Origin of the sequence: Streptomyces sp. NBC_01003 (assembly GCF_045162695.1) — a bacterium.
Lineage (GTDB): Bacteria > Actinomycetota > Actinomycetes > Streptomycetales > Streptomycetaceae > Streptomyces.
The window spans coordinates 5,125,709-5,149,880 of the sequence record NZ_CP108707.1; the positions used below are offsets into that span (position 1 = coordinate 5,125,709).

Genomic DNA, 24,172 nt, shown 5'->3' on the forward strand with positions numbered 1-24,172 from the left:
CGCCTCGGAGCTGCTGGGCAACCATCCGGCACACTCAAGGCCCCGCCGATCCCGGCCCCGACAGCTACGGGCTGCACCTCGTCGACACGTACGCCGACGACTGGGGCTGGTTCCAGGTCAACGCGGGTGGCGCCAGCGCCGCCGGCAAATACGTCTGGTGCGAACTCGGCACACTCGCCTGACCCCGCAAAATCGCACCCACCCCGTACAACCCTCCACCCCCGCCAACCGTCTCCTGTTAGCCGACCGCAGGGCCACGCCCGGGACAACTCCCGGCAAACGCCCGCAGAACGCGGAACGCGAAACGCACCCTTACCGACTGCGGATGCCCCCACATCCCCCGGTTGACGCAGGAGCCACACGAAATGGCCAAGCACAAGCGCACCGCCGCCCCTTCCCCCGCCCGCATACGCCTCGCCACGGCGACGGCGGTTGCCACCGCGCTGACCGGAGGGCTTCTCGCCGTCTCCGCGGGCAGCGCGTCGGCGGTCACCGGGGTGGAGCGGCCCGACGCCGACGCGGACTTCAACGGCGACGGCATCGCAGACACGGCCGTTTCCGCCTCGCATGCCTCCGTGAGCGGCCACGCGAACGCCGGGCAGATCGCCGTCGTCTACGGCGGGACGGTGTCCAAGACATACGCGACGATCAGCCAGAACACGGCGGGTGTGCCCGGCAGCGCCGAGAGCGGCGACAAATTCGGCGCCGATTCGGCTTACGGGGACTTCGACCTGGACGGATACGACGACCTGTTGGTCGGCGCACCCGGTGAGGACGTGGGCACGGACACCAATGGCGGCACCGCGGCCATTCTGTGGGGGTCCCCCTCGGGTCTCACCGGCGGCACGACGGTCGAGGACCCCCGGCCCGACTCCCACGACGGTTATGGCGGCATCCTCGAAGCCGGTGACTTCGACGGGGACGGCCGCCAGGATCTGGCCATCGGCTCCGTCAATTCCGCCACCATCGACGTATTCAGTGGTGCCGTCAGCCGTGGAGGCGGACTCACGGATATTTCCAAGTTCAACGCCCCCGTCTACAGCGGTGACGGCGCGGGCGTCTGGAACCTCCACTCGGGCGACGCCAACGGCGACGGCATCGACGACCTGATCGTCAACGGCTACTCCACCGAGACCGACCGCAACGCCAACCTCTGGATCCCGGGCACGACCTCAGGCCTGAGCACGACCCGGTCCCAGCTACTGCCCGAGGGCATCATCACGGACCTCGGCGACACGAACAGCGACGGCTACGACGACATCGTCATCGGCAACTTCTGGTCCAACAGTGGCGGGGTGTCGGACAGCGGCGCCGTATACGTCATGAAGGGCTCCCCGAGCGGGCCGGGCATCGACTCCTACCAGGCCTTCACTCAGAACACATCGGGTGTCCCGGGCAACAGCGAGAAGGAGGACTACTTCGGCAATGACGTCGACCTCGGCGACGTCAACGGGGACGGCCACCTCGACCTGGTCATCGGCTCCCCCGGCGAGGACCTGACGGGCGGCGCGGACACCGGAGCGGCAACGGTCCTGTACGGAGCCTCGGACGGCTCCGGGATCACCACCAAGGGCGCCCTGTTCCTGGAACAGAACAACGCGTTCGTCCCCAACTCCAATGAGAAGAACGACCAGTTCGGCTGGGACGTCCACCTCGACGACCTGAACGGCGACGGCCGCGACGAGGTGTACGTCGGCGCCTTGGGCGAGAACGGCGGCAACGGCGCCGTCTACCCGGTGAAGGTCAAGGCGGACGGCACCCTCGCGGCGTCCTCCGGCATCTACACGTCCACGCTCGGCATCTCCGCGTCGGGCACCCCGGGCCTGGGCGCCAACTTCACGGACTGACGCCCCACCCACCCCGGCCCCCGGGAACACCCTGAAAACTCCCCTAGGGGATGTCACAGCTCGGCAGCAAAGCCGGGCCCGATCCACCGGGCCCGGCACCTCACTCCCCGGGACCAGGTACGTTCGATGACGTGGCTGGATTCAGGATCGGACGCGGCCGGGACAACCGCGCCTCGCAATCGCGACCGTACGGACAGGGTGCCCCCCAGGGGCAGGCCCCGTACGGCCGCCCTCCCGCGCCCCCGAACGGGCAACCGCAGCAGCACCAGTACGGCGGCCGGCAACCGCAGCAGCCGTACGGTCAGCAGCAGCAGTGGCCCCAGTCCGGAGGCCACGGCGAGCCGGAGTACTTCGGTGACCCGAACGGCCCGCAGGGGCACGGTCGGCAGGGCCAGGGCTACGACCCGTACGCGGCGAACAACCCGGGGCACACCCAGGCGTTCTCCGTGGGCGAGGACCCGTACAGCCAGGGCGACACGTACCGGGCGGGCTCGGCCCCGGCCGCGCCCGTCGGGCCGCGGCTGCACTGGAAGCAGCTGCTGTCCGGGGTCGTCCTGCGCCCCGGCCAGACGTACCTCCAGATGCGGGACTACGCGATGTGGGGCCCCGCCCTCATCGTGACGTTCCTCTACGGGCTGCTCGCGATCTTCGGCTTCGACTCGGCCCGCGAGGACGTGATCAATGCCACGCTCTCGGCGGCGGTCCCGTACGTCCTCACGACCGGCGTGGCGATCACCCTCAGCTTCTTCGTGCTCGGCGTGGTCACGCACACGCTGGCCCGCCAGCTCGGCGGTGACGGAGCGTGGCAGCCCACGGTCGGCCTCGCCATGCTGATCACCGCGATCACGGACGCCCCGCGCCTGCTCTTCGCGATGTTCCTCGGCGGCGACGCCCCGTTCGTGCAGATCATCGGCTGGGCGACGTGGGCGCTCGCGGGCTTCCTCCTGACGCTCATGGTCGGCAGGTCGCACGACCTCCCGTGGCCGAAGGCGCTGGCCGCCTCCGCGATCCAGCTGATCGCGCTCCTGTCGATCATCAAGCTGGGCACGTTCTAGCGACCTGGCACACCTGAGTGGGGCCCGGCACACACAGTGCCGGGCCCCACTCGCGTTCGCCACCACCTCGTCGCCGCCAACGGGTGACGCCGGTGGCGGGTCGGAGCACCGGCCTCCGGGACAGCTGCCACGATGCGCCCATGGCACCTGCGGCAGGCACGGCTGAGAGTTCGACGACGGCGCGACTCGTCCTGCTGACACTCGCGGCAGGTCAGTTCCTGATGGCTCTCGACAGCTCGGTCATGAACGTCTCGATCGCCACCGTGGCCGAGGACGTGGGCACGACCGTGACGGGGATCCAGGGCGCCATCACGGCGTACACCCTCGTGATGGCGATGTTCATGATCCCGGGCGGCAAGGTCGGTGCGCTGATCGGCCGCAAACGCGCGTTCATGATCGGCTGCGTCATCTACGGCTGCGGCTCCCTGACCACGGCGCTCGCACCCAACCTCCCCGTGCTGCTGCTCGGTTGGGCGCTCCTCGAGGGGGTCGGAGCCGCTCTCATCATGCCCGCGATCGTGGCGCTCGTGGCGGGCAACTTCGTCACGGAACGCCGTCCCGCCGCCTATGGTCTCGTCGCGGCCGCCGGTGCGGTGGCGATCGCGGTGGGGCCGCTCGTCGGAGGCGTCGCGACGACGTACTTCTCCTGGCGCTGGGTGTTCGCCGGTGAGGTCGTGGTGGTGCTCGGGATCCTCGTGCTCGCCCGCCGCATCGCCGACGCGCCGGTCGGCGAACGCACCCGCATCGATCTCCTCGGCTGCGTGCTCTCCGCCCTCGGACTCGGGATCTTCGTCTACGGAGTGCTCCGCTCGGACGAATGGGGCTGGTTCCAGCCCAAACCCGGCGCGCCTTCCTGGCTCGGGATCTCGCTGGTCGTGTGGCTGGCGCTCGCCGGTCTGCTGCTGATCTGGCTCTTCCTCCGCTGGGAGGCCCGCCTGGTGAAGCAGCGCAAGGAGCCGCTCATCGACCCGGCCCTGCTGCAGAACAAGCAGCTCACCGGCGGCCTGACGATGTTCTTCTTCCAGTATCTCGTGCAGATGGGCGTGTTCTTCGTCGTCCCGCTGTATCTGTCGGTCGCCCTCGGCCTGTCCGCACTCAAGACCGGTGCCCGCATCCTGCCGCTCTCGCTGACGCTGCTGGCGGCCGCGATCCTGATCCCGCGCTTCCTCCCGGATGTCTCACCGCGCCGGGTGGTGCGGCTCGGGATCCTCGCGCTGCTCGCGGGCGCGGTGGCCCTGATGGCCGCACTCGACGCGGGAGCCGGTGCGGAGATCGTCACCATCCCCCTCCTGCTGATCGGGCTCGGCATGGGCGCACTGGCGTCCCAGCTCGGGTCGGTCACCGTGTCCGCGGTGCCGGAAACACAGAGCGCGGAGGTCGGCGGGGTCCAGAACGCCGTCACCAACCTGGGCGCCTCGCTCGGTACAGCACTCGCCGGGTCGATCCTCATCGCCGCGCTCACGGCCTCGTTCGTCACCGGCATCGAGCAGAATCCGGCGGTCCCGGCCGACGTCAAGAGCCAGACCTCCGTCGAGCTCCAGAGCGGCGTGCCCTTCCTCTCGGACGCTCAGCTCAAGACCGCGCTCGACGAAGCCGGCACGAGCACGGAGGTCTCACAGGCGGCACTCGACGCGAACAACGAAGCACGGCTCGACGGCCTCCGCGCCGCACTCGCCGTCCTCGCCCTCGCCTCGCTGCTCGCCATGTTCTTCACCTCACGGATCCCGACGACCCAGCCCCGCTCGGCAACGCCCTAGGGGGTGTCCGGCGACGCGAGTGGGGATCTGCACCCGCATTCAGACCCGCTCGCCCGGAAGGTGGCGAGGCACGGAGAGCAGCCCGTAGATGACGAGCACGGAGAGGGCCATCGTCGCCAGGGACCAGAGAGGGAACGTGGACAGGAAAATCAGCTGGCCGACCATGCAGGCACCGGCCAGCACGATGCCGGTGATCCGCGCGAATCTCGACCCCATGAACACGCCCAGACCCGCCAGGATCTGTGCGATGCCCACAAAGATCCACAACCAGCCCCAGACGTCGTAGTTGAAGATGAGAAGCCGGTTACCGTGGTCGACGGTCGTGGAGTAGTAGCCGTCGTCCAGCAAGGCGACGAAGCCATTGATGATGTCGAACAGACCGCTCAGCATCAGCATGATCCCGGCGAAGGCCACCCAGTGCGACCGCTCGAGCGGCGGCCGGTCGGGCGGTTCTGAGGTACCACCGTCCGAAGCAAGAGGCTCTGACTGCATGTACCCGACCACACCCGGCTGCGTGGAACGCCGCAACCAATGATGAGCCGTTGCGGTGACAGGCGGGCTCACGGCCGGTGGCCGCGCTCGCCCGCGCGACGGCTTCGGGCCGCCCGCAAGTCCGACATCTTGCAAGCGATCATCCGGCCCGGGGGAAACGACCAGGAGTGCTCCAGCTCTGACGTACTTCCCAAGGCATAAGTGTCTCGGGACAGCCGAGGGCCCCTCGATGTTCTCTCGAGGGGCCCTCGTTCATCCACGCGCCGAGATGGCTCAAAGCGCAGGTCAGAGCGCTTCCCTGTTCTCCTTCGGCGCCTCGCCGGACTTATGTACTGGAGGCAGGACACTCCACGGGAAGTTGATCCAGTCGTCCGTGCGCTTCCACACGTACTCGCACTTCACGAGCGAGTGCGACTTCTCGTAGATCACGGCGGAGCGCACCTCGGCCACGGCGTCGAGGCAGAAGTCGTGGACCAGCTTCAGGGTCTTCCCGGTGTCGGCGACGTCATCGGTGATGAGCACCTTCTTGTCCGAGAAGTCGATCGCGTTGGGCACGGGCGCCAGCATGACCGGCATCTCGAGCGTCGTCCCCACGCCCGTGTAGAACTCGACGTTCACGAGGTGGATGTTCTTGCAGTCGAGGGCGTACGCGAGCCCGCCGGCCACGAAGACGCCGCCGCGCGCGATGGACAGCACGATGTCCGGCTCGTACCCGTCGTCGGCGATCGTCTGCGCCAGCTCGCGCACGGCGGTGCCGAACTTCTCGTACGTAAGGTTCTCGCGTACGTCACTCATGCTGCTGCTCACACCTGCGTTCGATGGAAATTGAGGAAGGAACGGGAGGCCGTGGGGCCGCGCTGGCCCTGGTAGCGGGACCCGTAGCGCTCGTTGCCGTAGGGGAACTCGGCCGGCGAGCTCAGCCGGAACATGCACAGCTGCCCGATCTTCATGCCCGGCCACAGCTTGATCGGCAGCGTCGCGAGGTTCGACAGCTCCAGCGTGACGTGCCCGGAGAACCCGGGGTCGATGAAGCCGGCGGTGGAGTGCGTGACGAGCCCGAGCCGGCCGAGGGAGCTCTTGCCCTCGAGGCGCGAGGCGAGATCGTCCGGCAGCGAGATGACCTCGTACGTGGAGGCGAGCACGAACTCGCCGGGGTGGAGGATGAAGGGCTCGTCGCCCTCCGGCTCCACGAGCCGCGTCAGGTCGGCCTGCTCCACCGCGGGGTCGATGTGCGGGTAGCGGTGGTTCTCGAACACCCGGAAGTAGCGGTCGAGCCGCACGTCGATGCTCGAGGGCTGCACCATGGATTCGTCGTACGGATCGATGCGGACCCGCCCGGCGTCGATCTCGGCCCGGATGTCCTTGTCTGAGAGAAGCACGTAGCGAGGATACGCAGAGCGCGCGGGCCCGCCACAATCCGGCCATTGCACCGCGACTGTGGCGCACCCGCGCGCCTGGCTTCCGGCTATGCGCCGGCTACCGCTTCTCGAACTCCACAGGAACTGCGTTCCTCAGCCGCGCACACCGCGGACATCGGATCAGCCGGCCGGGTCCGAGCCGGTCGGCCTGCTGCATCGGGAACGAAGCGGTGCTGAACACGTGCCCCTCGGCACAACGGACGAATGTGCGCTCCATCGAGTCCCAGAGTCCCTTCCCCACGAGCCACTACGCCATTTCTGGCTGACAACGATGGGCCACATTACGGGATGAAAGGGACGCCACTCCAGGCGGCACTCCGCACACGGAAGGACCCTCGAAGCCGGCCCCACCGTACGCCCCAACTCCCTTCACCCGCAGTCACTTCCAGCACGCGCAACGCATCCGGGCCCCACGGCGAAAGCGCCGGGGGCCCGAGGTGGGGTACAGTGTGCGACGTTACGACTCCGGCTCAACCGGCGTCTTACGCGGGTGTAGTTTAGTGGTAGAACATCAGCTTCCCAAGCTGAGAGTGCGAGTTCGATTCTCGTCACCCGCTCCATATTTGAGGCCCAGGTCAGCGACCTGGGCCTTGTTCGTTGTCCGGACCTGTTCAGCTGTCGCGCACCACATCCGCACCATGACGCCTGTCGGGCGGATCCTTGTGGTGCTTCGCACGTTGAGCCCGCACCATCGGTACTTGTCGTGGTCGTAGTCGCGGTCGGCGAAGAGCATGTCCGGTCTGCGTCGTGGTCGGCCGACGATGTCGACGACGGGTGGGATCTTGTCGGGCAAGGGCGGCGTTCCGGGCTCCGTGCCTTGTCGATCTCGCGGGTCAGCCTTGGGAGGGACGCGGGGCGCGCAGGTGCGCCCGTTCCTTCAGCTCCTCCGCATCGACCAACCTGAGCATCGGCTGACCCGGCGCGCACACCATGGTCACCACGAACTTGGTCGGTGCGTCCGACAGGGCGTTGCCGTCCTGGTAGTGGATCACGTCACCGCCCGGCTCCCAGAACGTCCCACCGGCCTCGACCACACGCTCCGGCTCACCCTCGAGCTCGAACCGGAGCGCACCCTCCATCACGTAGCCGAACGACGGGCCCGAGTGGCGATGCGGCGGGAGCCCGGGGTGACCGGGAGGCCAGTCGACGAGGATGGTCATTCCCGAACCTCCTTCCGGGAAGAAGGGTGGAGTGACTTCCTGCAGCACCTTGACTTCGGGCGGCAAGGAGCCCTCGTGGGCGGTCCGGTGCTCTGGATTCTTCTCTGGCATGTACCACACCTCCGTAAGCCTGCCCGAAAAAGATGATCTTGCGTCAGCCCCCGCATCCGTGACAGGCCGTGTGCCCTCTGCCTCGCCCAGACGGTCTCCTGACCACCCTGCCTCCGGTCGGCGGCCGCCACAATCCGGGAGAGCCAGCGGCACCGAGACCGCATCGCACCATGTCATCGGCGCCGAGCAGCCCTATGCAGAGGACGAGGCACCAGCAGACTTGGTAGGCGAGTGGTACGTCCTGGTCGTGGACAAGGCCTACGACCGCGACTGCCTGCCCGATGATTTTGCCGAAGCGGCTCGCTGCTCCTCGTACCGCACGACGACGGCGCACGTGCGGAACGCGGTGGTGGTGGGTCAGGCCGGCGCATCGGCAACCTGCGTGGAGGCCGCGAACGCCTCGGGGCCCTGCTCCGCCGCCGCCGGGTCCATCCACATGACCTGCCAGCCGTGGCCATCGAGGTCGAAGAAGCTGCGTGAGTACATGAAGCCGTAGTCCTCGGCGCCATCCGCCTCGGAGCCGCCCGCCGCGAGCGCGGCGGCGCTGACCGTATCGACCTCATCGCGGGATGACACGCTGAAGGAGTACAGCGCCAGCGTGTGCGTGGTGGGATCGGCCATCGGCAGTTTCGCGAACTCCGCGAACTTCTCGCGGCTGAGCAGCATGACGAAGGCGTGCTCGCCGACGAGCATGCAGGCGGCGCTCTCGTCGGTGAACATCGGATTGAAGCTGAACCCGAGCTTGGCGAAGAACGCCTTGCTGCGCTCGAGGTCCGCTACGGGAATGTTCACGAACAGCATGCGGCCGGGGTGTGCGGGATTGGTCATGGTGGGTCTCCAGTCGGTGGCTCGATGGCGTACGTCCTGGTAGACCGGCCCAGCCGGCCGAACTCATCGGCCTGCCGCCATCGCTCCAGGCACCGCCGGCAGGCCTGCCCGGAATCGAACTCCAGCTCCAGTGGCAGGAGTTGCCACGGGATGTGCCTGGTGCAGGACGTACAGGATGCCCTGCAGACACAGGCGGTCGTCCACTGGCCTCGGCCCTGGCGACCTCTCTGGCCAGGGGGGAAGCAGCGGTTCGATCAGCGCCCACAAGCCGTCGTCCTGGATCCACGGCCGAGTCGTCACACGTCACGAACGTCCGGATCACCACACCGGTCACGCCCGACCGGCCCCAACGTCCATGTTCCTGTTGCGAGTTCGAAGACGCTCCCCGAAGTCCACGCTCCGTGACCAGGTTGGTGCGGTGCGACTCGCGTCCGGGCTCGCACAACTGGCCCGGTGCCCGGTCGGAAAGGGACGGTCGTCATGGAGGAACGAGCTCGGGCCAGGCGGTTGACAGGACCTGGAACATCCAGCTCCGGCAAACCGGGTGGCAGCGGCCCGGATTCATCACGGCTGCGCAGACTCATGGCTGCCGGCATGGACTGGGTGCTCGCCTGGGTGCTGGTCACGGTGGCGATCTGGCTGGTGAGCAGAGCACTGGGCTCGCCGAAGAGCTGGTTCACCAGCTCTGTCCTCGGCGTGCTGATGATCGGCACAGGGCTGCTGACGGACCTCATCCGTGAGCGGCGTCGCAGGTCCGGTCGAGCGTCGAGTTCGCCGTCGTAGCTTCGTCGGTCGCGACGAACCGCTCCGGGATCTCAAGCGCTGGGCCCGCTCATGATCCTGTTACGAGCTCTGAGCGGGCCTAGGGTGACGGTAGATGTGAGCCTGACCTACCAGCCGGAGCCTCGGGTCTGAGGCACTACGGGAGATTCAGCGGTGGCAAGATCTCTGCCCCTGGTGGACCCCGGATTTGAAGCCGTCCTTGAAGCCGCGCCGGTAGTCCTGCTGGGCGTTGTTGTGATGGACGGCGGCTTGTTTGCCGCCCCCATGCCCGTTTCCGTTCCCGTTGTCCTGCCTGTTGTCCTGCTTGTTGCTGTTGTGCCCGTTCCCGTGCCTGCAGTTGTGCTGCCCCTGGCGGAGACCGGACCTGAAGCCGTCCTTGAAGCCGCGCCGGTAGTCCTGGTCCGACTTGGGAACCTTGACGCTTGCACTTGTACCGACGTGGGTCTCGCTCGGTGTGGCCGCGGAAGCCTGCGTCCAGCCGACGGGCGCAAGACCGATGGATGCGGCGATGAAGGCCGAGCTCAGAATGGCCCGTTTTCTGTTCATTGCGAGCATAACTATCCCCTTGGACTAGTTACTCACATAAAGTCCATTTCACTCTAGCCGCCCCTATGGGCGTCGCAACTGCACCTGCCCTGCACCCTCCGTGCCCGACCCAGCTGCGCGTCATCGCCCGACCCGGTCGAGTTCTTCGTCCAGGGCCAGGGCAGCCGTGATCAGGGCGAGGTGGGTGAACGCCTGGGGGAAGTTGCCCAGTTGCTCTCCGGTGGGGCCGATCTCCTCGGCGAAGAGGCCGACGTGGTTGGCGTAGGTGAGCATCTTGTCGAAGGCGTACCTGGCCTGGCCGAGGCGGCCGGCGCGGGCGAGGGCGTCGACGTAGAGGAAGCTGCACAGCGAGAAGGTGCCTTCGCTGCCGCGCAGGCCGTCGGGGGAAGCGGCGGGGTCGTAGCGGTAGACCAGGCTGTCGGAGACCAGCTCCGTGTCCATGGCGTCGAGCGTGGAGAGCCAGCGCGGATCCCGTGGTGTGACGAAGCCGACCCCCGGCATCAGCAGGAGCGAGGCGTCGAGGACGCCGCTGCCGTAGTGCTGGACGAACGCCCCCCGCTTCTCGCTCCAGCCGCGGTCCATGATCTGCCGGAGGATGGTGTCGCGGGTGGCGGTCCACGCGGTCAGGTCGGCGGGCCGGGGCAGCGCCTGGGCGACCCGAATGCCCCGGTCGAAGGCCGTCCAGCACATCAGGCGGCTGTAGGTGAAGTCCTTTCGGCCGCCGCGCGTCTCCCAGATGCCCTCGTCCGGGCGGTCCCAGTTCCGCGCCAGCCAGTCGAGTACGTCGGAGACTCCGAGCCAGCCGTCGTACCCCATGACGTGGGCGAGGTCATCGGTGTGGGTGAGGGCATAGACCGCTTCGCCGTAGATATCCAGCTGGAGTTGGCAGGCGGCGCCGTTGCCGATGCGGACGGGCGCCGAGCCGCGATAGCCCTCCAGGTGGTCCAGGGTCTCCTCGGCCAGGTGCGGGTCGCCGTCGACGCGGTACATGATCTGGAGCGGCTCACCGGTGACCGTGCGGTCCGAACCCTCGAGCAGCCGGCCGGCGAGCCAGCGCCGGAAGGCGTGCGCCTCCTCGGTGAAGCCCAGCCCGAAGAGGGCGTGCAGGGAGAGGGAGGCGTCGCGGATCCAGGTGTAGCGGTAGTCCCAGTTCCGTTCACCGCCGAGCTGCTCGGGCAGGCCCGCCGTCGCGGCGGCGACCGGAGCGCCGGTCGGGGCGTAGGTGAGCAGCTTGAGCGTGATCGCCGACCTGTGGACCGTCTCCTGCCAGCGGCCCCGGTATCGGCTGCGGCTGATCCACCGGTACCAGAACGCGCAGGTCGCGTCGAACTCCTCTTTCACGCTCTCGCGGGCCGGGGGCGGGGGTGCCTCGCCGCCCGTCGCGCACACCGTCAGCACGGCGGCCGCCATTTGCTCCGGCTCCAGCTCGACGACGGCCCGGACGGCCTCACCGTCCCGCTCCAGCTCCACCGGTCCCAGGGTCTGGAGGTGGGCGTCGGTGCCGGGGCCTGCGAAGTGCGCGGTGCCCTGGTCCAGGGTCAGCCGGTGGACCGCACGGGCGTAGTCGAAGCGAGGGCTGCAGGTCAGCGCGAAGCGGATCCGGCCGCGGGTCACCCGCATCACCCTGACCAGCCGGTGTCGGTCGGTGGCGGTCTCGGGGTGATCCAGCGGCATGAAGTCGACGACTTCGCCGACTCCGTGCGGGGTGAGGAAACGGGTGATGAGGACGGCGGTGTCGGCCAGGTACAGCTGGCGCGTGGTCACGTCCGGACCCTCCACGGTGATCGCGAAGTGACCGCCGCGGTCGTGGTCGAGGAGACATGCGAAGAGGCTGGGCGAGTCGAATCGGGGCGCGCAGAACCAGTCGACCACGCCGTCGGAGGAGATGAGGGCCGTGGTCTGGAGGTCTCCGACCATTCCGTGGTCCGCGATGGGCGGGTAGCGCCGCATGGTGATCCCTTCCGGTCCGGTCACTGACCGGCGGATGCTCAGCCGACCTGCTTCGACCTTCCGCGCCGGGCGCGGGACCGGCCACGCCGGTTGAGCTGTTCGGGTGCCATGGGCTCATGCGACGGGGGCCCGCACGCGCCTCCCTTTCCCGCTGCTGAATACAGCTGAATACAGCTGGATACAAACTGGATCGGGCACAGGGTCAGGAAGGAAGAAGGGGGGCGCTGTGGTGGAACGGTCTCCGGCCGCGCAGTTGCTGAGTCGCTCGTACGTCACCGCTGACGGGTGCCGGTTCGACGTCGTCGAGATGTCGGTCGAACACCATGCGGACCGCAGCGCGACGTTGACGTACTGGCTGACTGTGGGCTGCCCAGGGCACCCGGATGAGCGCTGGGTGGTCGCCCTGCCCTGGGAGGACAAGTCCTGGGCGGATGTGCTCACTTCGCCCGCGCCCCCGCCCGACCGGCTGCGGCAGCTCGTGCACCTCGTCCGTGCCCATCTGGAGGAATGGTGGGACACGAAGGAACACAACCGGCGGTCGGCGAGGATGGGGCGGCGGATTGCCTGATCCCGCGCCCGACGCCGCTCCGCTGCCTGGCAGCCTCCGCTGCCGCGACCGTGGCCATGTCCGGCTACGCGCTGGGCTCCGGCGGACAGCATCCAGGTGAGGCGCTGACGACAGCAGGCATCGCCTTCTACGCGGCCGGACTGATCCTGCTCGCCCGGCTCGCCCGGCGCCGGCGGTGGCAGGTGCTGATCGCCGGAGTACTGCCCCCGGGATGCCGGTGCGGTCCGGGTCTCTTCCGTCACAGGAATCACAGGCGTCACACATCTTCGCAAGAGCATCACATCGTGCCCGCATCGCCTTCGGAAAGCGTCGATAGCGTTGCTGGCCGCTCGATCTCGCGTGCGAACGTGACCAAATGCCCGGCGTCCCGGCGGCGCAGTCAGCCACAGAAAGATCGAAGATGGACTACTGCTCCTCGTGCCGTCGGACCCTCAACGGAGCGCTGGTGTGCCCGGGTTGCGGCGCGTACGCCCCCGACATAGCCCCGCCCGCGACGACGTCGTTCTCGTCGCATTCGTCGGTCTCGTCGCATTCGGCTTCCTCGGCCTCCTCGTCGTTCTTCGGGGGATCGCCCGCCGATGACCTCGGCCACAGGGGCGGCCCTGCCGGTGCCGCCGACTCGTTCGACGACTTCGACGCCTTCTCCGCCGCCAAGGCCTTCGACCTGGACGACACGGGGGGTGAGGCCGCCGCCGCTGCCGTCGATGTCTCCGCGCCCGTGGCCGCTTCGCAGGGTGGCCGCGCCGCACGGCGGCGGAAGCTGGCTCAGTGGAAGAAGAACAAGCGCCGCGCCGTCGCCGCGACCGCCGTCGCCATCGTCGGTGGCGGGCTCACCATCGCCGCGCTGCCGAACGACGCCTCCCCCGACCGCACCCACGCCTCCGCGGCCCCGGACCCGGTGACCACCTCGCCGGCCCTGGCCAACACGGACTCCTCGACGGACACGCCGGACGACCGCGCCTCGCGGAGCGGCAGCGACCGCGCGCACAAGGCCACCGGCCCGCGCCACGCCCGCCCCGCCAACGCGCCTACGCCGGCCGCGACCGCCGCGCCGACCGGAGCCCCGCGCCACGCCGCCCCGGCCCGGAGCGCCGCGCCGCACACCACCTCCGCGCCGGCCGCCGCCGCACACACCGCCGCCCCCGCCGCCCCTGCCCCGCAGACCTCCTCGCCCGCACCGGCCGACCAGTCCGGCAGCGGTACGAGTACGGGTTCCGGCTCGGGTACGGGTTCGGGGTCGTCCGGCGGGGACCAGGCGACGACGCCCGCGCCCGCCCCCTCCACGGCGTCACCCGAGCCCATCTGCGTGCTCGGCCTTCTCTGCATCAGCTGAGCAGCGCCGCAACGACCGAGGCCCGGCCCGGGGTTCTGACCCCCGGGCCGGGCCTTCGCGCGTACCGACGTAAACGACTCCTCAGGCGCCGCCCTCGGACTCCCAGAGGGTCTCCAGCGCCCTGGTGGGCCCGCCCAGCGAGCGCACATGCTCCAGCGCGACACCCACGAACGCCCGCAGCCGGCCCGTCTCGTGGTCGGTGGGCCAGATGAACGCGTACTCGATGCGGGGGGCATCACTGAACGGCCGGAACACCAGGCCGGGGCGTGCGTAGTACCGCACGCCCGCCGCAGCGACCGGCGTCACCCCCTTGCCCGCGAGGACCAGCGACAGCGCGTCCTCCCAGTGCGTGATCGCCTGGCCGTGCGGAATGGGCCGCCCCGACGGTGTCTGCCGCGGGAAGTGATGGTCCAGCCAGTGGGCCGGCACCGGCCTCGTCACCGTCAGCAGCGTCGACTCCGCCAGATCCTCCACGCTCAGCGACTCGCGCCGCGCGAACGGATGCGTGGACGGCATGAGCAGCACCCGCGGCTGTGACAGCAGCACCGGCCCTGCCGTCAAGTCGGCCTCCGAGAGCGGGAGTTCGGTGACCTGGAGGTCGATGTCCCCGGCGCGCAGCGGCCCGTACGGGTCGGATATCTGCACCTGGCGTATCTGCACGTCCACGCCCGGATGACGGCGCGCGAAGACCGCGGCGACGCTGTGCAGCAGATGGCCGGTGAACGCCCCCGAGAAGCCGATCCGCAGCGTGCCGGTGATCCCCCGGCCGGCCGCTGTGGCCTTGGCGATCTCCTCCTCGATACGGCGCTGGGCCGGGCCGATGCCGTCCCTCAGCTGCTCCCCGATGGCCGTCATCGTCACGCGCCGGCTGCTGCGCTCGAACAGCTTCGCGCCGATGCGGCGCTCGATCCGGGCGATGGTCTGGCTGACACGGCTCTGTGAGACACCCACACGTTCGGCGGTCCGGCCGAAGTGCAGTTCCTCCGCCAGCGTCAGAAAGATCTCGATCTCCTGGCGTTCCATGTCCTCCCCGTCCCCGTCCCCGTGCCCCTCACCAACCTGCTCACCAACCCGCTCACCTCGAACTATGAGCCCGGCGAATCGATCGTTGCACAGATCGTTCTTGTTGCGCAGGGGCTCCGATTCGATGCTGGTCAGGCCCGATCGCTTACGAAAGGACCCCCTGATGGCTGTCACCGAGTCCTCTCCGCCGGCCGAGACCGACGTCCTCGCCCCGCCACCGCCGGTCGCCGATGTCGGCCCCGCCGACGGCTCGTTCAGCACGCGGGGGCTGCTGGTCCTGATCACGCTGTGCTGCGCGACGTTCATGTGCGGCCTGGACTTCTCCATCGTCACCGTGGCGCTGCCCGACATCGGCGGCAGCCTCGGCTTCTCCTCGCCCGGCACGCTCCAGTGGGTCGCCACCGCGAGCCTGCTGCCCTCCGCGAGCCTGCTGCCGCTGTTCGCCCGCGTCGCCGACCTGGTGGGCCGCAAGAAGCTGTTCACCTTCGGCGTCGCCCTGTTCACCCTGTTCTCGCTGGGCGCGGCCCTCGCCGACAGCCCCGGTGTCCTGATCGCCACCCGCGCCGGCCAGGGCACGGCCGCCGCGATGATCGCCCCCGCCGCCATCGCCCTGATGACGGGCTACTTCCCCGAGGGCCCGCAGCGCGCCCGCGCCCTGGGCCTCAACGGCGCCGTCATGTCGCTCGGCTTCGTGCTCGGCGCGCTCGGCGGCGGCGTCATCACCAGCGGCTTCAGCTGGCGTTGGACGATGGTCGTGCTGTGCGTCATGGGCGCCGTCGCCCTGGCCGGCGCGCTCGCGCTGCCCGTGATGCGGGAGTCCGCCGCCGCCAAGCGCATGGACATCCCCGGCGCGGTCCTCGCCACGCTCGGCCTGTTCGGTCTCGTCTTCGGCATCTCCAACGGCGGCGACAAGGGCTGGGTCCGGGCCGACTCGCTCGGCTCCGTCGTCGGCGGCCTCGTCCTGCTCGGCGCGTTCCTCGTGGTCGAGCGGCGCCACCCCGAGCCGCTGATCCCGCTCGGCGTCCTGGGCCGCCCCACCATCAAGTGGTCCGGCCTGTTCGGTGTCGTCACGTTCGGCATGTGCGCCGGCACGACCGTGCTGCTCAGCCTCTACATGCAGGACGTCCTCGGCTTCACCCCGCTCCAGGCCGGTCTGAGCTACCTGGGTGAGGGCGCGGCCGCGATGCTCGGCGGCATGTACGTCTCGAAGCTGCTCGGCAGGTTCGGCGGCGAGCGGGTCCTGGCGGCCGGTCTGCTGATCCAGGGCGCCGGCACTGTCGCCATGTTCACCCTGCCGCAGAGCGGCGGCATCGCGCCGCTCGTCATCACGTCCTCGGTCATGGGCCTCGGCCACGTCTTCAGCGTCGTCTCCTTCATCACCGTCATGACCACGGGCGTCAGCGAGGAGGACCAGGGCGTTGTCGGCGGCCTGTCGCAACTCCCGCAGTACGTCGCCGCGATCGGCGTGGCCGGGCTCAGCGCGATTGCCGCTGCCCGCACGAATGCCCTCTCGGGCGGGGCCGGTTCTGATGCGGGCGCCACGCTCGGGGGGTTGCACGCCGGAATGGTCACCGCGGGTGTCATCGCCCTGGTGGGCGGGAGCCTCGCGGCGGCTGTGCTGCGCAGGCGCGCCTAGCCGTTTCGCAGGGGCGGGAATGTGGTCGCGGGGAGCGTGTGCGCCGTTTGCGCAGTTCCCCGCGCCCCTGATCCGGGGAGCTCCCGTGCCTGATTCCCTGCGGGCGCGCAGTGGCTTGTCGCGCCCACGCGGCAGAGCCGCAAATCGATACAGCCCCGCACCCCTGATCCGGGGCTCCCGTGCCTGATTCCCTGCGGGCACGCAGTGGCTTGTCGCGCCCACGCGGCGGAGCCGCAAATCGATACAGCCCCGCACCCCTGATCCGGGGCTCCCGTGCCTGACTCCCTGCGGGCACGCAGTGGCTTGTCGCGCCCACGCGGCAGAGCCGCAAATCGATACAGCCCCGCACCCCTTTCAGGGGCACTGCCGCCGTCGTATGTCCGCGGGCCGAGCCCGTGCCCCTGACGGGCGCCCCTTCTGAACATCACCTAGGAGACCTACCGTGAACGACCGGCGATTGCGGCGGCCTTCGGCCGTGTGTTCTCTGCAGGTGGGTGAGCTGAAGGTCAGTTACGTGCCTGATGGCGCCATGCTGTTCAAGCCGCCTGAGCCGCCTCGGGCGGGGGACGGTGGCGCCTATCTCAACGACACCGCCCGTCTCGTCGCCAACACCGGCGGGCTGCTTGTCCAGTTCCAGGAGCGGGCACTGCTCATCGACGCGGGGTTCGGTCCGCACTCCGTGCCGGAGGACCCCGAGCACCCTTACATCGGCGCGGTGCACGGCGGTTCGCTGCTCGACAATCTGGCGCGGCTCGGGGCGCGGCCCGACGAGATAGAGGTCGTGGCCTTCACCCATCTGCACCCGGACCACATCGGCTGGGCGTGCACGGATCCGCCGGTCTTCACCGCTGCCGCGTTCGCGGTGCCGAAGAGCGAGTGGGAGAACCGGCAACAGGTGGCGGGGCTGACCGCCGGGGCGCCGGCCGCGCTGGAGCGGCGGCTGCGGCTTGTCGTCCCTGGTGAGGAGATCTTCCCGGGCGTGCGGGCAATGGCGCTGCCCGGCCACACCGTGGGCCACACCGGCTTCACCATCACCTCGCGAGGCCGCCGCCTGCTCGCGTTCGGGGACGCGCTGCACTCGCCGCTCCAGGTGCGCCACCCCGAGTGGTTCACGGTGTCGGAGGGCGACCCGGCCCAGTCGGAGCGCCACCGGCGCCGGCTGATCAGCGAACTGCAGCAGCCGGGCACCCTCGGCTTCGGCATCCACTTCGCGGACGTCGTCTTCGGCCAGGTCGTCCCGGACGGGGCGGGCGAGGGCGCCGACTGGCTTCCCGTGTGACGCCGCGCCCGGGCTCGTACGGGACAGGTCCCGTACAGGACAGGACCCGTACGGGACAGGGACAGTACGAGACAGGGACAGTACGCGCTTTCCCTCCGGGCCCGTGAACCTCTTGTCGCCCTCGGGCCCATCTGCTTGACTCCGCGCGCCAGCACGCCAACTCACCGGCGGAGGAAGCCATGGAGATCACCCGCAGACGCCTGCTGTCCGCCCTGTCAGCCGCCGGTCTCATGACGGTGGTCCCCACCGGTTGGGCCGGCGCAGCCGACGCGGCCGCGGACAGCGCGCGGCTCCTGGCCAACACCGTCGAGGTCTTCGCCGGGAGCGCCGAGTCCAACGCCCGGCCGGAGACGGCCGCGAAGCGTGCCGCGATCGACAAGGCCGCCCGCGCGAACCTGAAGTCGATGGACGCGGCGGGCCCCGGTGAACTCTTCGCCGGGCTCGTGCTCGGCACCGACGAGGGCAGACTCAACACGGCGTACAAGCAGTTGTACGAGATCGCCCTCGCGACGCGCGCCCCCGGCGCGGCCCCGGACCTGTACGGCAACGAGGTGGTGCAGCGCCGCGTCATCGACGGTCTCGCGTGGCTGCACGAGCGTTACTACGGCGACCAGTCCAAGGGCTACTACGGCAACTGGTTCTACTGGGAGATCGGCCTCTCCCAGTTCATCAGCAAGACCCTCGTCCTCCTCGCCGACGCGGTGAAGGCCTACCGTCCGGACCTCCTGCGCACCTACGTCGCCTCGATGGACGCGTACCTGCGCAACGGCACCGACGGCGACGTGAACCTCGACTCGCGCTTCCACACGGGCGCCAACCTCGCCGACATCACCACGAACCGCCTCCTCCAGGGCGCCCTCCTCATCGCGGACGGCGGCGGCGCCCCCGACGGCGAGGCCCGTATCCGCAAGGCCCTCACCGACCAGCTCACGGTCTTCGCGACGATCGACCCGTACGCCCTCAACCACGGTGTCACGGACGGGTATTACGCCGACGGCTCGTTCATCCAGCACGCCTCCGTCGCCTACACCGGGTCGTACGGGAAGGGTCTGCTCACGCGGGTCGTGCAGACCCTCAAGATCCTCGACGGCACGGGCTTCGCGCACGGCGGGGAGCTGGTGCCGACCGTCGTGGGCTGGGTGCGCAACGGCTTCGCGCCGCTCATCTTCGAGGGCTGGATGATGGAGATCGTCAAGGGCCGGGCGGTGTCCCGCCCGGACACCGGCTACACCGACGTCGCGATCGTCGTCGAGGCGGTCGTGGATCTCGCGTCACTCGCCGACGACACCGCAGGCGCCGACGCCGGCGCGCTGAAGAGCTACGTCAAACACATCCGGGCCACCTCGCGCGCCGCCCTCGACCCGTCCTCGTTCGTCTCCCCGGTGAGCATCACGCGCTACGCCGACATCACCGGCGACGCGTCCGTCCCGGCCGAGGACCTCAACCCGGCGTCGCGCACGGTCGCGTTCAACTCCATGGACCGGACCGTGCACCGCAGGCCGGGCTACGCCTTCGCCCTCGCGCGCAGCTCGTCCCGCATCAGCAAGTACGAGTACATGAGCGGCGAGAACCTCATGCCGTGGTTCCAGGGCGACGGCGCGTACTACCTGTATCTGTCCGGCCAGGACCAGACGCAGGCGTACGGCGTCGACTACTTCACGGCGGTCTCGCCGTACGCCCTGTCCGGCGTCACCGCGCCGGTCGAGGAGCGCCGCACGGTCCCCGACCTCTACGGGAAGCCGTACTACGGCAACCCTGGCCACCCGCTGAACTTCACGTCGTCGTCCGAGTCGCAGAACCGTTACGTCTACTTCCCGTGCGGCACCGGCCCGCACTCGGGCGGCGCCGTGCTCGGCGCGTACGGCGCGGCCGCCATGGTGCAGTCGGACGACGTCCCCTACCGGGACAAGCAGAAGGGCATCCTGCCGGACGACTTCGTGGTCTACCGCAACGCGACGTCCACGAAGTCGTGGTTCCTGTTCGACGACGAGATCGTGGTCCTCGCGGCCGATGTCGGCGACGCAGCCGGGCGGGCCGTGACGACGACCGTCGACTCCCGCACGGCCGCCCCGGACGACCTGACCACGGTCACCGGAGCGCTGCGTGACGGCCGCCCGTGGTCCGGCCCGGGCACCGGCGACCTGCACTGGCTGCGCTACGCCAACACGACCCGCGGCACGTCGCTCGGCTATGTCTTCCTCGACACCCCGCGCGTGCGGGTCTCCCTCGACGAGGTCACCCGCAGCCGCCGCGTGGTCCGCACCTCGAACCCGGACACGGCGGTGACCCGCGAGGTCCTCGGCGTGACGGTCGACCATGCGGCGGGGGCCGAACCCGCCTGCCTGGCCTACGCGCTGGTGCCCAACGCGGCGGCGGCCGCCCTGCGCTCGTACGCCCGCCACGACGGGCCCCTGACCGTCCACGCGAACACACCGCGCCTCCAGGCCGTCACCCACAAGGGCCTCGGTCTGACCGCCGCCAACACCTTCACACCCGGCCGGCACGAGACCGCGGGCCTGCGCGTCGAGGGCCCGGCGTCGGTGCTCGTCCGTCGCGGGCGGCGCCACGGCGACCCGACCACCGTCGCGGTCGCGGACCCGACGACACAGCGCGACACCGTGAGCGTCCTGCTCCACGGACGCCCCCTGAGCAGGGTCACCGCGGACCCGCAGGTGCGGGTGACCCGCGTCCCCGGCGGCACCCGCCTGGACGTGGACACCCGCCACGCGTACGGGCGGAGCTTCACGGTGACGCTGCGCTAGGGCTTTCGTCCGGATCAGGCCCCGCGAGCCCGGCGTGATCCGGACGAGAGGCCCTGGAGTCAGTCGTCACGCTGCCGGGATCCGGTCCAGGAACCCCTGCACCGTACGGATCCGGCCGTCCTTGGCCAGCGAGATCACGTCGGAACCGGCGACGGGCGCGGAGCCGTCCGCGACGGACACCAGCTCCCAGGTGAACCGGGCGATGTCGTGGTGCCCGTCGACCGTCCCGGTCTGCCTGAACGCGAACCCGGGAAACTGTTCGCGGGCCGCCGCGATCACGGCGGCGATGCCCTCGTGCCCCGCCACGTCGGCCAGGGGGTCGGTGTAGCTGCCGTCCTCGCTCCACGCGGCGGCGACGGCCTCGGCGCGGGCGTCGGCGCCCTCGGCGTTCCATGCCTCGAAGTAGCGGGCGACTGCGGCTTCGTGAACGGAGATGACGGACATACGAATCGGCCTCCAGCCAGGTCGGATGAGGGTCCGGAGCCCGGGAGGAGTGCGCCGCCCGGGTTCCGGATGCCTTCAGCCTGCCGGGCGGGCGGACCGTGGTCGATTACGCCGGAGGTAATGCCGGGAGCGGCCCGGTTCACCCATGCTGTGGTCGGACAGAACCAGCTGTGTAGTTCATCGTCAGTGCTCGGGAGGCCAGGATGTTCGTCCCGTTCGGGGCCCTTGATTTTCTGGAACGTGCCGCCACCGTCTACGGGGACCGGATCGGTGTGGTCGACGAGCCGGTCCAGCCGGCCGAACCCTGGGAGGACCTGACCTACCGTCGGATGGCCGAGCTGGCACGGGCCCAGGCCGCAGGGCTCGACGCGCTCGGGGTGCCGCTCGGCGCGCGCGTCGCGGTCGTGTCGCCGAACAGCGCGCGGCTGCTGACGTCGTTCTTCGGCGTGAGCGGCTACGGCCGCGTCCTCGTGCCGGTCAACTTCCGCCTCACCGCGGAGGAGGTGAAATACGTGGTCTCGCACTCGGGCGCGGACGTCCTCCTCGTGGACCCCGAACTGACCGACCGCCTCGCCGACGTCCCCGCCAAGCACCGCTTCACCATCGGAGCGGCCGCCGACTCCGAGCTCTACCGCTTCGACGCGGACCCCAGCGACTGGACGCCCGACGAGAACGCCACCGCCACGATCAACTACACGAGCGGCACGACCGCCCGGCCCAAGGGCGTCCAGATCACCCACCGCAACATCTGGGTCAACGCCGTCACCTTCGCCCTGCACGCGGGCGTCACCGACCGGGATGTCTATCTGCACACGCTGCCGATGTTCCACGCCAACGGCTGGGGCATGCCGTTCGCCATGTCCGCGCTCGGCGTGCGCCAGATCGCGCTGCGCAAGGTCGACGGCGCCGAGATCCTGCGCCGCGTCGACGAGCACGGCGTGACCGTGATGTGCGCCGCGCCCGCTGTCGTCAACGCCGTCCTGGACGCGGCGCGCTCCTGGAAGGGCGCGATCCCGGGGCGCGACCGGGTCCGCATCATCGTCGCCGGGGCGCCGCCGCCCACGCGCACGGTGGCCCGCGTCGAGTCCGAACTCGGCTGGGAGTTCATCCAGATCTACGGCCTCACGGAGACGTCGCCGCTGCTCACGGTGAATCGCGGGCGCGCCGAGTGGGACGAGCTGGACGCCTCCGAGCGCGCCGAGAAGCTCGTACGGGCCGGGGCGCCCGCGCTCGGCGTGACGCTGCGCACCGACGAGGAGGGCGAGGTGCTCGCCCGCTCGAACGTGATCCTGGAGGGCTACTGGGAGCAGCCCGAGGAGAGCGCGAAGGCCCTCGCGGGCGGCTGGTTCCACACGGGCGACGGCGGTGCGGTCGGCGAGGACGGCTATCTGACGATCAGCGACCGCAAGAAGGACGTGATCATCACGGGCGGCGAGAACGTCTCGTCGATCGAGGTGGAGGATGCTCTCTTCAGCCACTCCGGCGTCGCGGAGGTCGCCGTCATCGGCGTCCCGGACGAGAAGTGGGGCGAGACGATCAAGGCCCTGGTCGTCCGGTCCCCCGACGCGACGGTCACGGAGGACGAACTGATCCGCCACTGCAAGGCTCGCCTGGCCGGCTTCAAGGCCCCCACGTCGGTGGAATTCCGCGAAGAACTGGCCCGCACAGCAACCGGCAAACTCCAGAAGTACAAGCTGCGGGCGCCGTATTGGGAGGGCCGGGACCGGAGGGTGAACTGAGCCGCCCGCCCGGGGCGCACCCGGCGGGCCGGGCGGTGCCGTGCCCCACGGGGCCCCTCGTCAACGCCTGCCTTCCGCAACAAGGACGGCCCGGCGGTGGGGTGCGGGCGATCGCACGGCGCCGGAGAGCCCTCGATCGGGGTCTCCCCGGCTCGAGCGAAGCCGAGAGCTTGGGGGAGTGCGTGCCGGCCACCGCCGTCCACCCGGGCGGACGACCCGGGGTGCCCGTACCCCTTTCCCTCGGCAGAGTTACCGGCATGGAACCCCACTACGGCACGGTCCCGCTGATTCCGGGGGCCGAGGCCCTGCCCGAGTTGGACATCCCGCATCCGGGGCGGCAGAACCGGCTCTTCGTGCTGGTGCGGCTCCTGCTGCTCCTGCCGCATCTCGTCGTGCTCGCCCTGCTGTCGGTGGCGGCGTTCTTCACGGTGGTCGCCGGCTGGTTCGCGGCGCTGCTCATCGGGCGGCTGCCCGATCCGGTCGAGCGGTATCTCGCGGGGTTCCTCGGCTACGACACCCGCGTGACCGCCTCCGCGATGCTCCTCACCGGCCGCTATCCGCCCTTCGAGCTCGGCGAGCCGATGGGCTACCCGGTGCGGGTGCGCGTACTCCGGTCCGTGCACCTCAACCGGCTGGCCGTGCTCCTCCGGCTGCTCCTGGTGATCCCCGCGGCGCTCGTCGGGGCGATCGCCACCGCAGGCTGGTGGGCCGTCTCCGTGCTGTCGTGGCTCGTCGTGCTGCTCCTCGGCCGGATGCCGCTGCCCCTGTTCGAGGCGACGGCCGCGGTCCTGCGCTACCGGATGCGGCTCGGCGCGTACCTGCTGCTGCTGACCTCCGCCTACCCGAAGCGGCTCTTCGGCGACCAGTCGGCACCGGACGCCGTCGTCGGCACCATCGCGGGCCCGTCCGCGACGCGGCCCCTGTTCCTGCGGGCGGGAGCGAAGATGCTGGTCGGGGCGTTCCTCGTGCTCGGTCTCGTCGGCGGCGCGGCCAACAGCGCCCGTTACGGCGCGGACGGCTCCGCCGCCGTACAGGCTTCGCTGCCCGGCTTCTGATCACCCCCGGGCGCGCCCGGCGCCTGTGACCAATGGCATGACAAAAGACCTGTTCCGGGGCGCTATGCCCCGTTTACGGTGGAGCGCATGTCTCCCCTGGCCCGCATCAGCACCTCGTACACCCCGCGCTTCGCGGAGTTCGCGTTCGAGCCCGGCTTCACGGCCGCCGTCGACCAGCATGTCGCGGAACTGCGGGACAAGCTGGAGGCGGGCGGGGGCGCGCTGCTGCCGCAGGCCCCCGACCGGGAGGTCCTCTCGGACTACGCGCTCGGCTTCCTCGACGCCCTCGCGGAGAACGGCTGGCGCGAGCCCGTGGGCCACGACTACGCGGTGTGCCGCCTCACCGCCATCAGCTGGCTGGTGAGACGGCACGATCTCGCGTAGGA

Annotated in this window: 22 protein-coding genes and 1 tRNA gene; 13 read left to right on the forward strand and 10 right to left on the reverse strand. The window is 69.9% G+C overall.

What is annotated here, in order from left to right; genetic code table 11:
- Nucleotides 1-365: 365 nt before the first annotated feature.
- The 3 genes from OG698_RS23490 to OG698_RS23500 all read left to right on the forward strand — a co-directional run bounded on the left by OG698_RS23490 (nucleotide 366) and on the right by OG698_RS23500 (nucleotide 4,659).
- Entirely contained in the window at nucleotides 366-1,847 is a 1,482-nt protein-coding gene (locus OG698_RS23490) for an FG-GAP-like repeat-containing protein (RefSeq protein ID WP_406105207.1), read from the forward strand.
- A gap of 50 nt (nucleotides 1,848-1,897) precedes the next feature.
- A complete protein-coding gene (locus OG698_RS23495) occupies nucleotides 1,898-2,902 on the forward strand; it encodes a Yip1 family protein (RefSeq protein WP_406105209.1) in 1,005 nt (334 codons plus the stop codon).
- A gap of 140 nt (nucleotides 2,903-3,042) precedes the next feature.
- The gene (locus OG698_RS23500) at nucleotides 3,043-4,659 is read left to right on the forward strand and encodes an MFS transporter (protein WP_406105210.1); all 1,617 of its coding nucleotides are present in this window, start codon (nucleotides 3,043-3,045) and stop codon (nucleotides 4,657-4,659) included.
- A gap of 39 nt (nucleotides 4,660-4,698) precedes the next feature.
- On the opposite strand, the gene OG698_RS23505 is transcribed toward OG698_RS23500, so the two are convergent.
- The 3 genes from OG698_RS23505 to dcd form a co-directional block, all read right to left on the reverse strand.
- A complete protein-coding gene (locus OG698_RS23505; RefSeq protein ID WP_406105212.1) occupies nucleotides 4,699-5,151 on the reverse strand; it encodes a hypothetical protein in 453 nt (150 codons plus the stop codon).
- A 285-nt stretch (nucleotides 5,152-5,436) separates the two neighbouring features.
- Nucleotides 5,437-5,946, reverse strand: coding sequence for a phosphoribosyltransferase (locus OG698_RS23510; protein ID WP_406105214.1), 510 nt, complete (start codon nucleotides 5,944-5,946; stop codon nucleotides 5,437-5,439).
- 8 nt (nucleotides 5,947-5,954) lie between these two features.
- Nucleotides 5,955-6,530, reverse strand: coding sequence for a dCTP deaminase (gene dcd, locus OG698_RS23515; RefSeq protein WP_100596440.1), 576 nt, complete (start codon nucleotides 6,528-6,530; stop codon nucleotides 5,955-5,957).
- Between the two features lie 525 nt (nucleotides 6,531-7,055).
- Between dcd and OG698_RS23520 the strand changes: the two genes are divergently transcribed.
- Nucleotides 7,056-7,129, forward strand: a tRNA-Gly gene (locus tag OG698_RS23520).
- A 273-nt stretch (nucleotides 7,130-7,402) separates the two neighbouring features.
- Here the strand turns inward: OG698_RS23520 and OG698_RS23525 are convergent.
- From OG698_RS23525 to OG698_RS23535, 3 genes are all read right to left on the reverse strand, one after another.
- Nucleotides 7,403-7,840, reverse strand: a complete 438-nt coding sequence (locus OG698_RS23525; protein WP_406105216.1) for a cupin domain-containing protein — start codon at nucleotides 7,838-7,840, stop codon at nucleotides 7,403-7,405.
- Between the two features lie 357 nt (nucleotides 7,841-8,197).
- The gene (locus tag OG698_RS23530) at nucleotides 8,198-8,641 is read right to left on the reverse strand and encodes a VOC family protein (protein WP_406105218.1); all 444 of its coding nucleotides are present in this window, start codon (nucleotides 8,639-8,641) and stop codon (nucleotides 8,198-8,200) included.
- Between the two features lie 90 nt (nucleotides 8,642-8,731).
- On the reverse strand, nucleotides 8,732-8,968 hold the full coding sequence (locus tag OG698_RS23535) for a transposase (RefSeq protein WP_406105219.1): 237 nt from the start codon (nucleotides 8,966-8,968) through the stop codon (nucleotides 8,732-8,734).
- 282 nt (nucleotides 8,969-9,250) lie between these two features.
- Here OG698_RS23535 and OG698_RS23540 point away from each other — a divergent pair, with 282 nt between their 5' ends.
- The gene (locus tag OG698_RS23540) at nucleotides 9,251-9,451 is read left to right on the forward strand and encodes a hypothetical protein (RefSeq protein WP_406105220.1); all 201 of its coding nucleotides are present in this window, start codon (nucleotides 9,251-9,253) and stop codon (nucleotides 9,449-9,451) included.
- A gap of 147 nt (nucleotides 9,452-9,598) precedes the next feature.
- On the opposite strand, the gene OG698_RS23545 is transcribed toward OG698_RS23540, so the two are convergent.
- Entirely contained in the window at nucleotides 9,599-10,006 is a 408-nt protein-coding gene (locus tag OG698_RS23545) for a hypothetical protein (protein WP_406105221.1), read from the reverse strand.
- A 111-nt stretch (nucleotides 10,007-10,117) separates the two neighbouring features.
- Nucleotides 10,118-11,947: a glycoside hydrolase family 15 protein gene (locus tag OG698_RS23550; RefSeq protein WP_406111238.1), complete on the reverse strand. Its 1,830-nt coding sequence runs from the start codon at nucleotides 11,945-11,947 to the stop codon at nucleotides 10,118-10,120.
- Nucleotides 11,948-12,176: 229 nt separating this feature from the next.
- Here OG698_RS23550 and OG698_RS23555 point away from each other — a divergent pair, with 229 nt between their 5' ends.
- Nucleotides 12,177-12,515 carry a hypothetical protein gene (locus OG698_RS23555; protein ID WP_406105223.1) on the forward strand — a complete coding sequence of 113 codons (339 nt, stop codon included), beginning with the start codon at nucleotides 12,177-12,179 and terminating at the stop codon, nucleotides 12,513-12,515.
- Between the two features lie 400 nt (nucleotides 12,516-12,915).
- Nucleotides 12,916-13,848, forward strand: coding sequence for a hypothetical protein (locus tag OG698_RS23560; protein WP_399968964.1), 933 nt, complete (start codon nucleotides 12,916-12,918; stop codon nucleotides 13,846-13,848).
- 81 nt (nucleotides 13,849-13,929) lie between these two features.
- On the opposite strand, the gene OG698_RS23565 is transcribed toward OG698_RS23560, so the two are convergent.
- A complete protein-coding gene (locus OG698_RS23565; protein WP_406105225.1) occupies nucleotides 13,930-14,871 on the reverse strand; it encodes a LysR family transcriptional regulator in 942 nt (313 codons plus the stop codon).
- 163 nt (nucleotides 14,872-15,034) lie between these two features.
- Between OG698_RS23565 and OG698_RS23570 the strand changes: the two genes are divergently transcribed.
- The 3 genes from OG698_RS23570 (at nucleotide 15,035) to OG698_RS23580 (ending at nucleotide 20,548) form a co-directional block, all read left to right on the forward strand.
- Nucleotides 15,035-16,507, forward strand: a complete 1,473-nt coding sequence (locus OG698_RS23570) for an MFS transporter (protein ID WP_406105227.1) — start codon at nucleotides 15,035-15,037, stop codon at nucleotides 16,505-16,507.
- 514 nt (nucleotides 16,508-17,021) lie between these two features.
- Nucleotides 17,022-17,786, forward strand: coding sequence for an MBL fold metallo-hydrolase (locus OG698_RS23575; protein WP_406105229.1), 765 nt, complete (start codon nucleotides 17,022-17,024; stop codon nucleotides 17,784-17,786).
- A 179-nt stretch (nucleotides 17,787-17,965) separates the two neighbouring features.
- Entirely contained in the window at nucleotides 17,966-20,548 is a 2,583-nt protein-coding gene (locus OG698_RS23580; protein ID WP_406105231.1) for a polysaccharide lyase family 8 super-sandwich domain-containing protein, read from the forward strand.
- Between the two features lie 66 nt (nucleotides 20,549-20,614).
- On the opposite strand, the gene OG698_RS23585 is transcribed toward OG698_RS23580, so the two are convergent.
- Nucleotides 20,615-20,992, reverse strand: a complete 378-nt coding sequence (locus OG698_RS23585; protein WP_406105233.1) for a nuclear transport factor 2 family protein — start codon at nucleotides 20,990-20,992, stop codon at nucleotides 20,615-20,617.
- A gap of 203 nt (nucleotides 20,993-21,195) precedes the next feature.
- On the opposite strand from OG698_RS23585, the gene OG698_RS23590 reads away from it, so the two are divergent.
- The 3 genes from OG698_RS23590 (at nucleotide 21,196) to OG698_RS23600 (ending at nucleotide 24,170) form a co-directional block, all read left to right on the forward strand.
- Nucleotides 21,196-22,731 (forward strand): AMP-binding protein, encoded by a 1,536-nt coding sequence (locus OG698_RS23590; protein WP_406105234.1) that lies wholly within the window; start codon nucleotides 21,196-21,198, stop codon nucleotides 22,729-22,731.
- A gap of 257 nt (nucleotides 22,732-22,988) precedes the next feature.
- Nucleotides 22,989-23,786 carry a DUF4389 domain-containing protein gene (locus OG698_RS23595; protein ID WP_406105235.1) on the forward strand — a complete coding sequence of 266 codons (798 nt, stop codon included), beginning with the start codon at nucleotides 22,989-22,991 and terminating at the stop codon, nucleotides 23,784-23,786.
- Nucleotides 23,787-23,873: 87 nt separating this feature from the next.
- Nucleotides 23,874-24,170, forward strand: coding sequence for a DUF6401 family natural product biosynthesis protein (locus tag OG698_RS23600; protein WP_100596453.1), 297 nt, complete (start codon nucleotides 23,874-23,876; stop codon nucleotides 24,168-24,170).
- The last annotated feature ends 2 nt before the right edge of the window (nucleotides 24,171-24,172 follow it).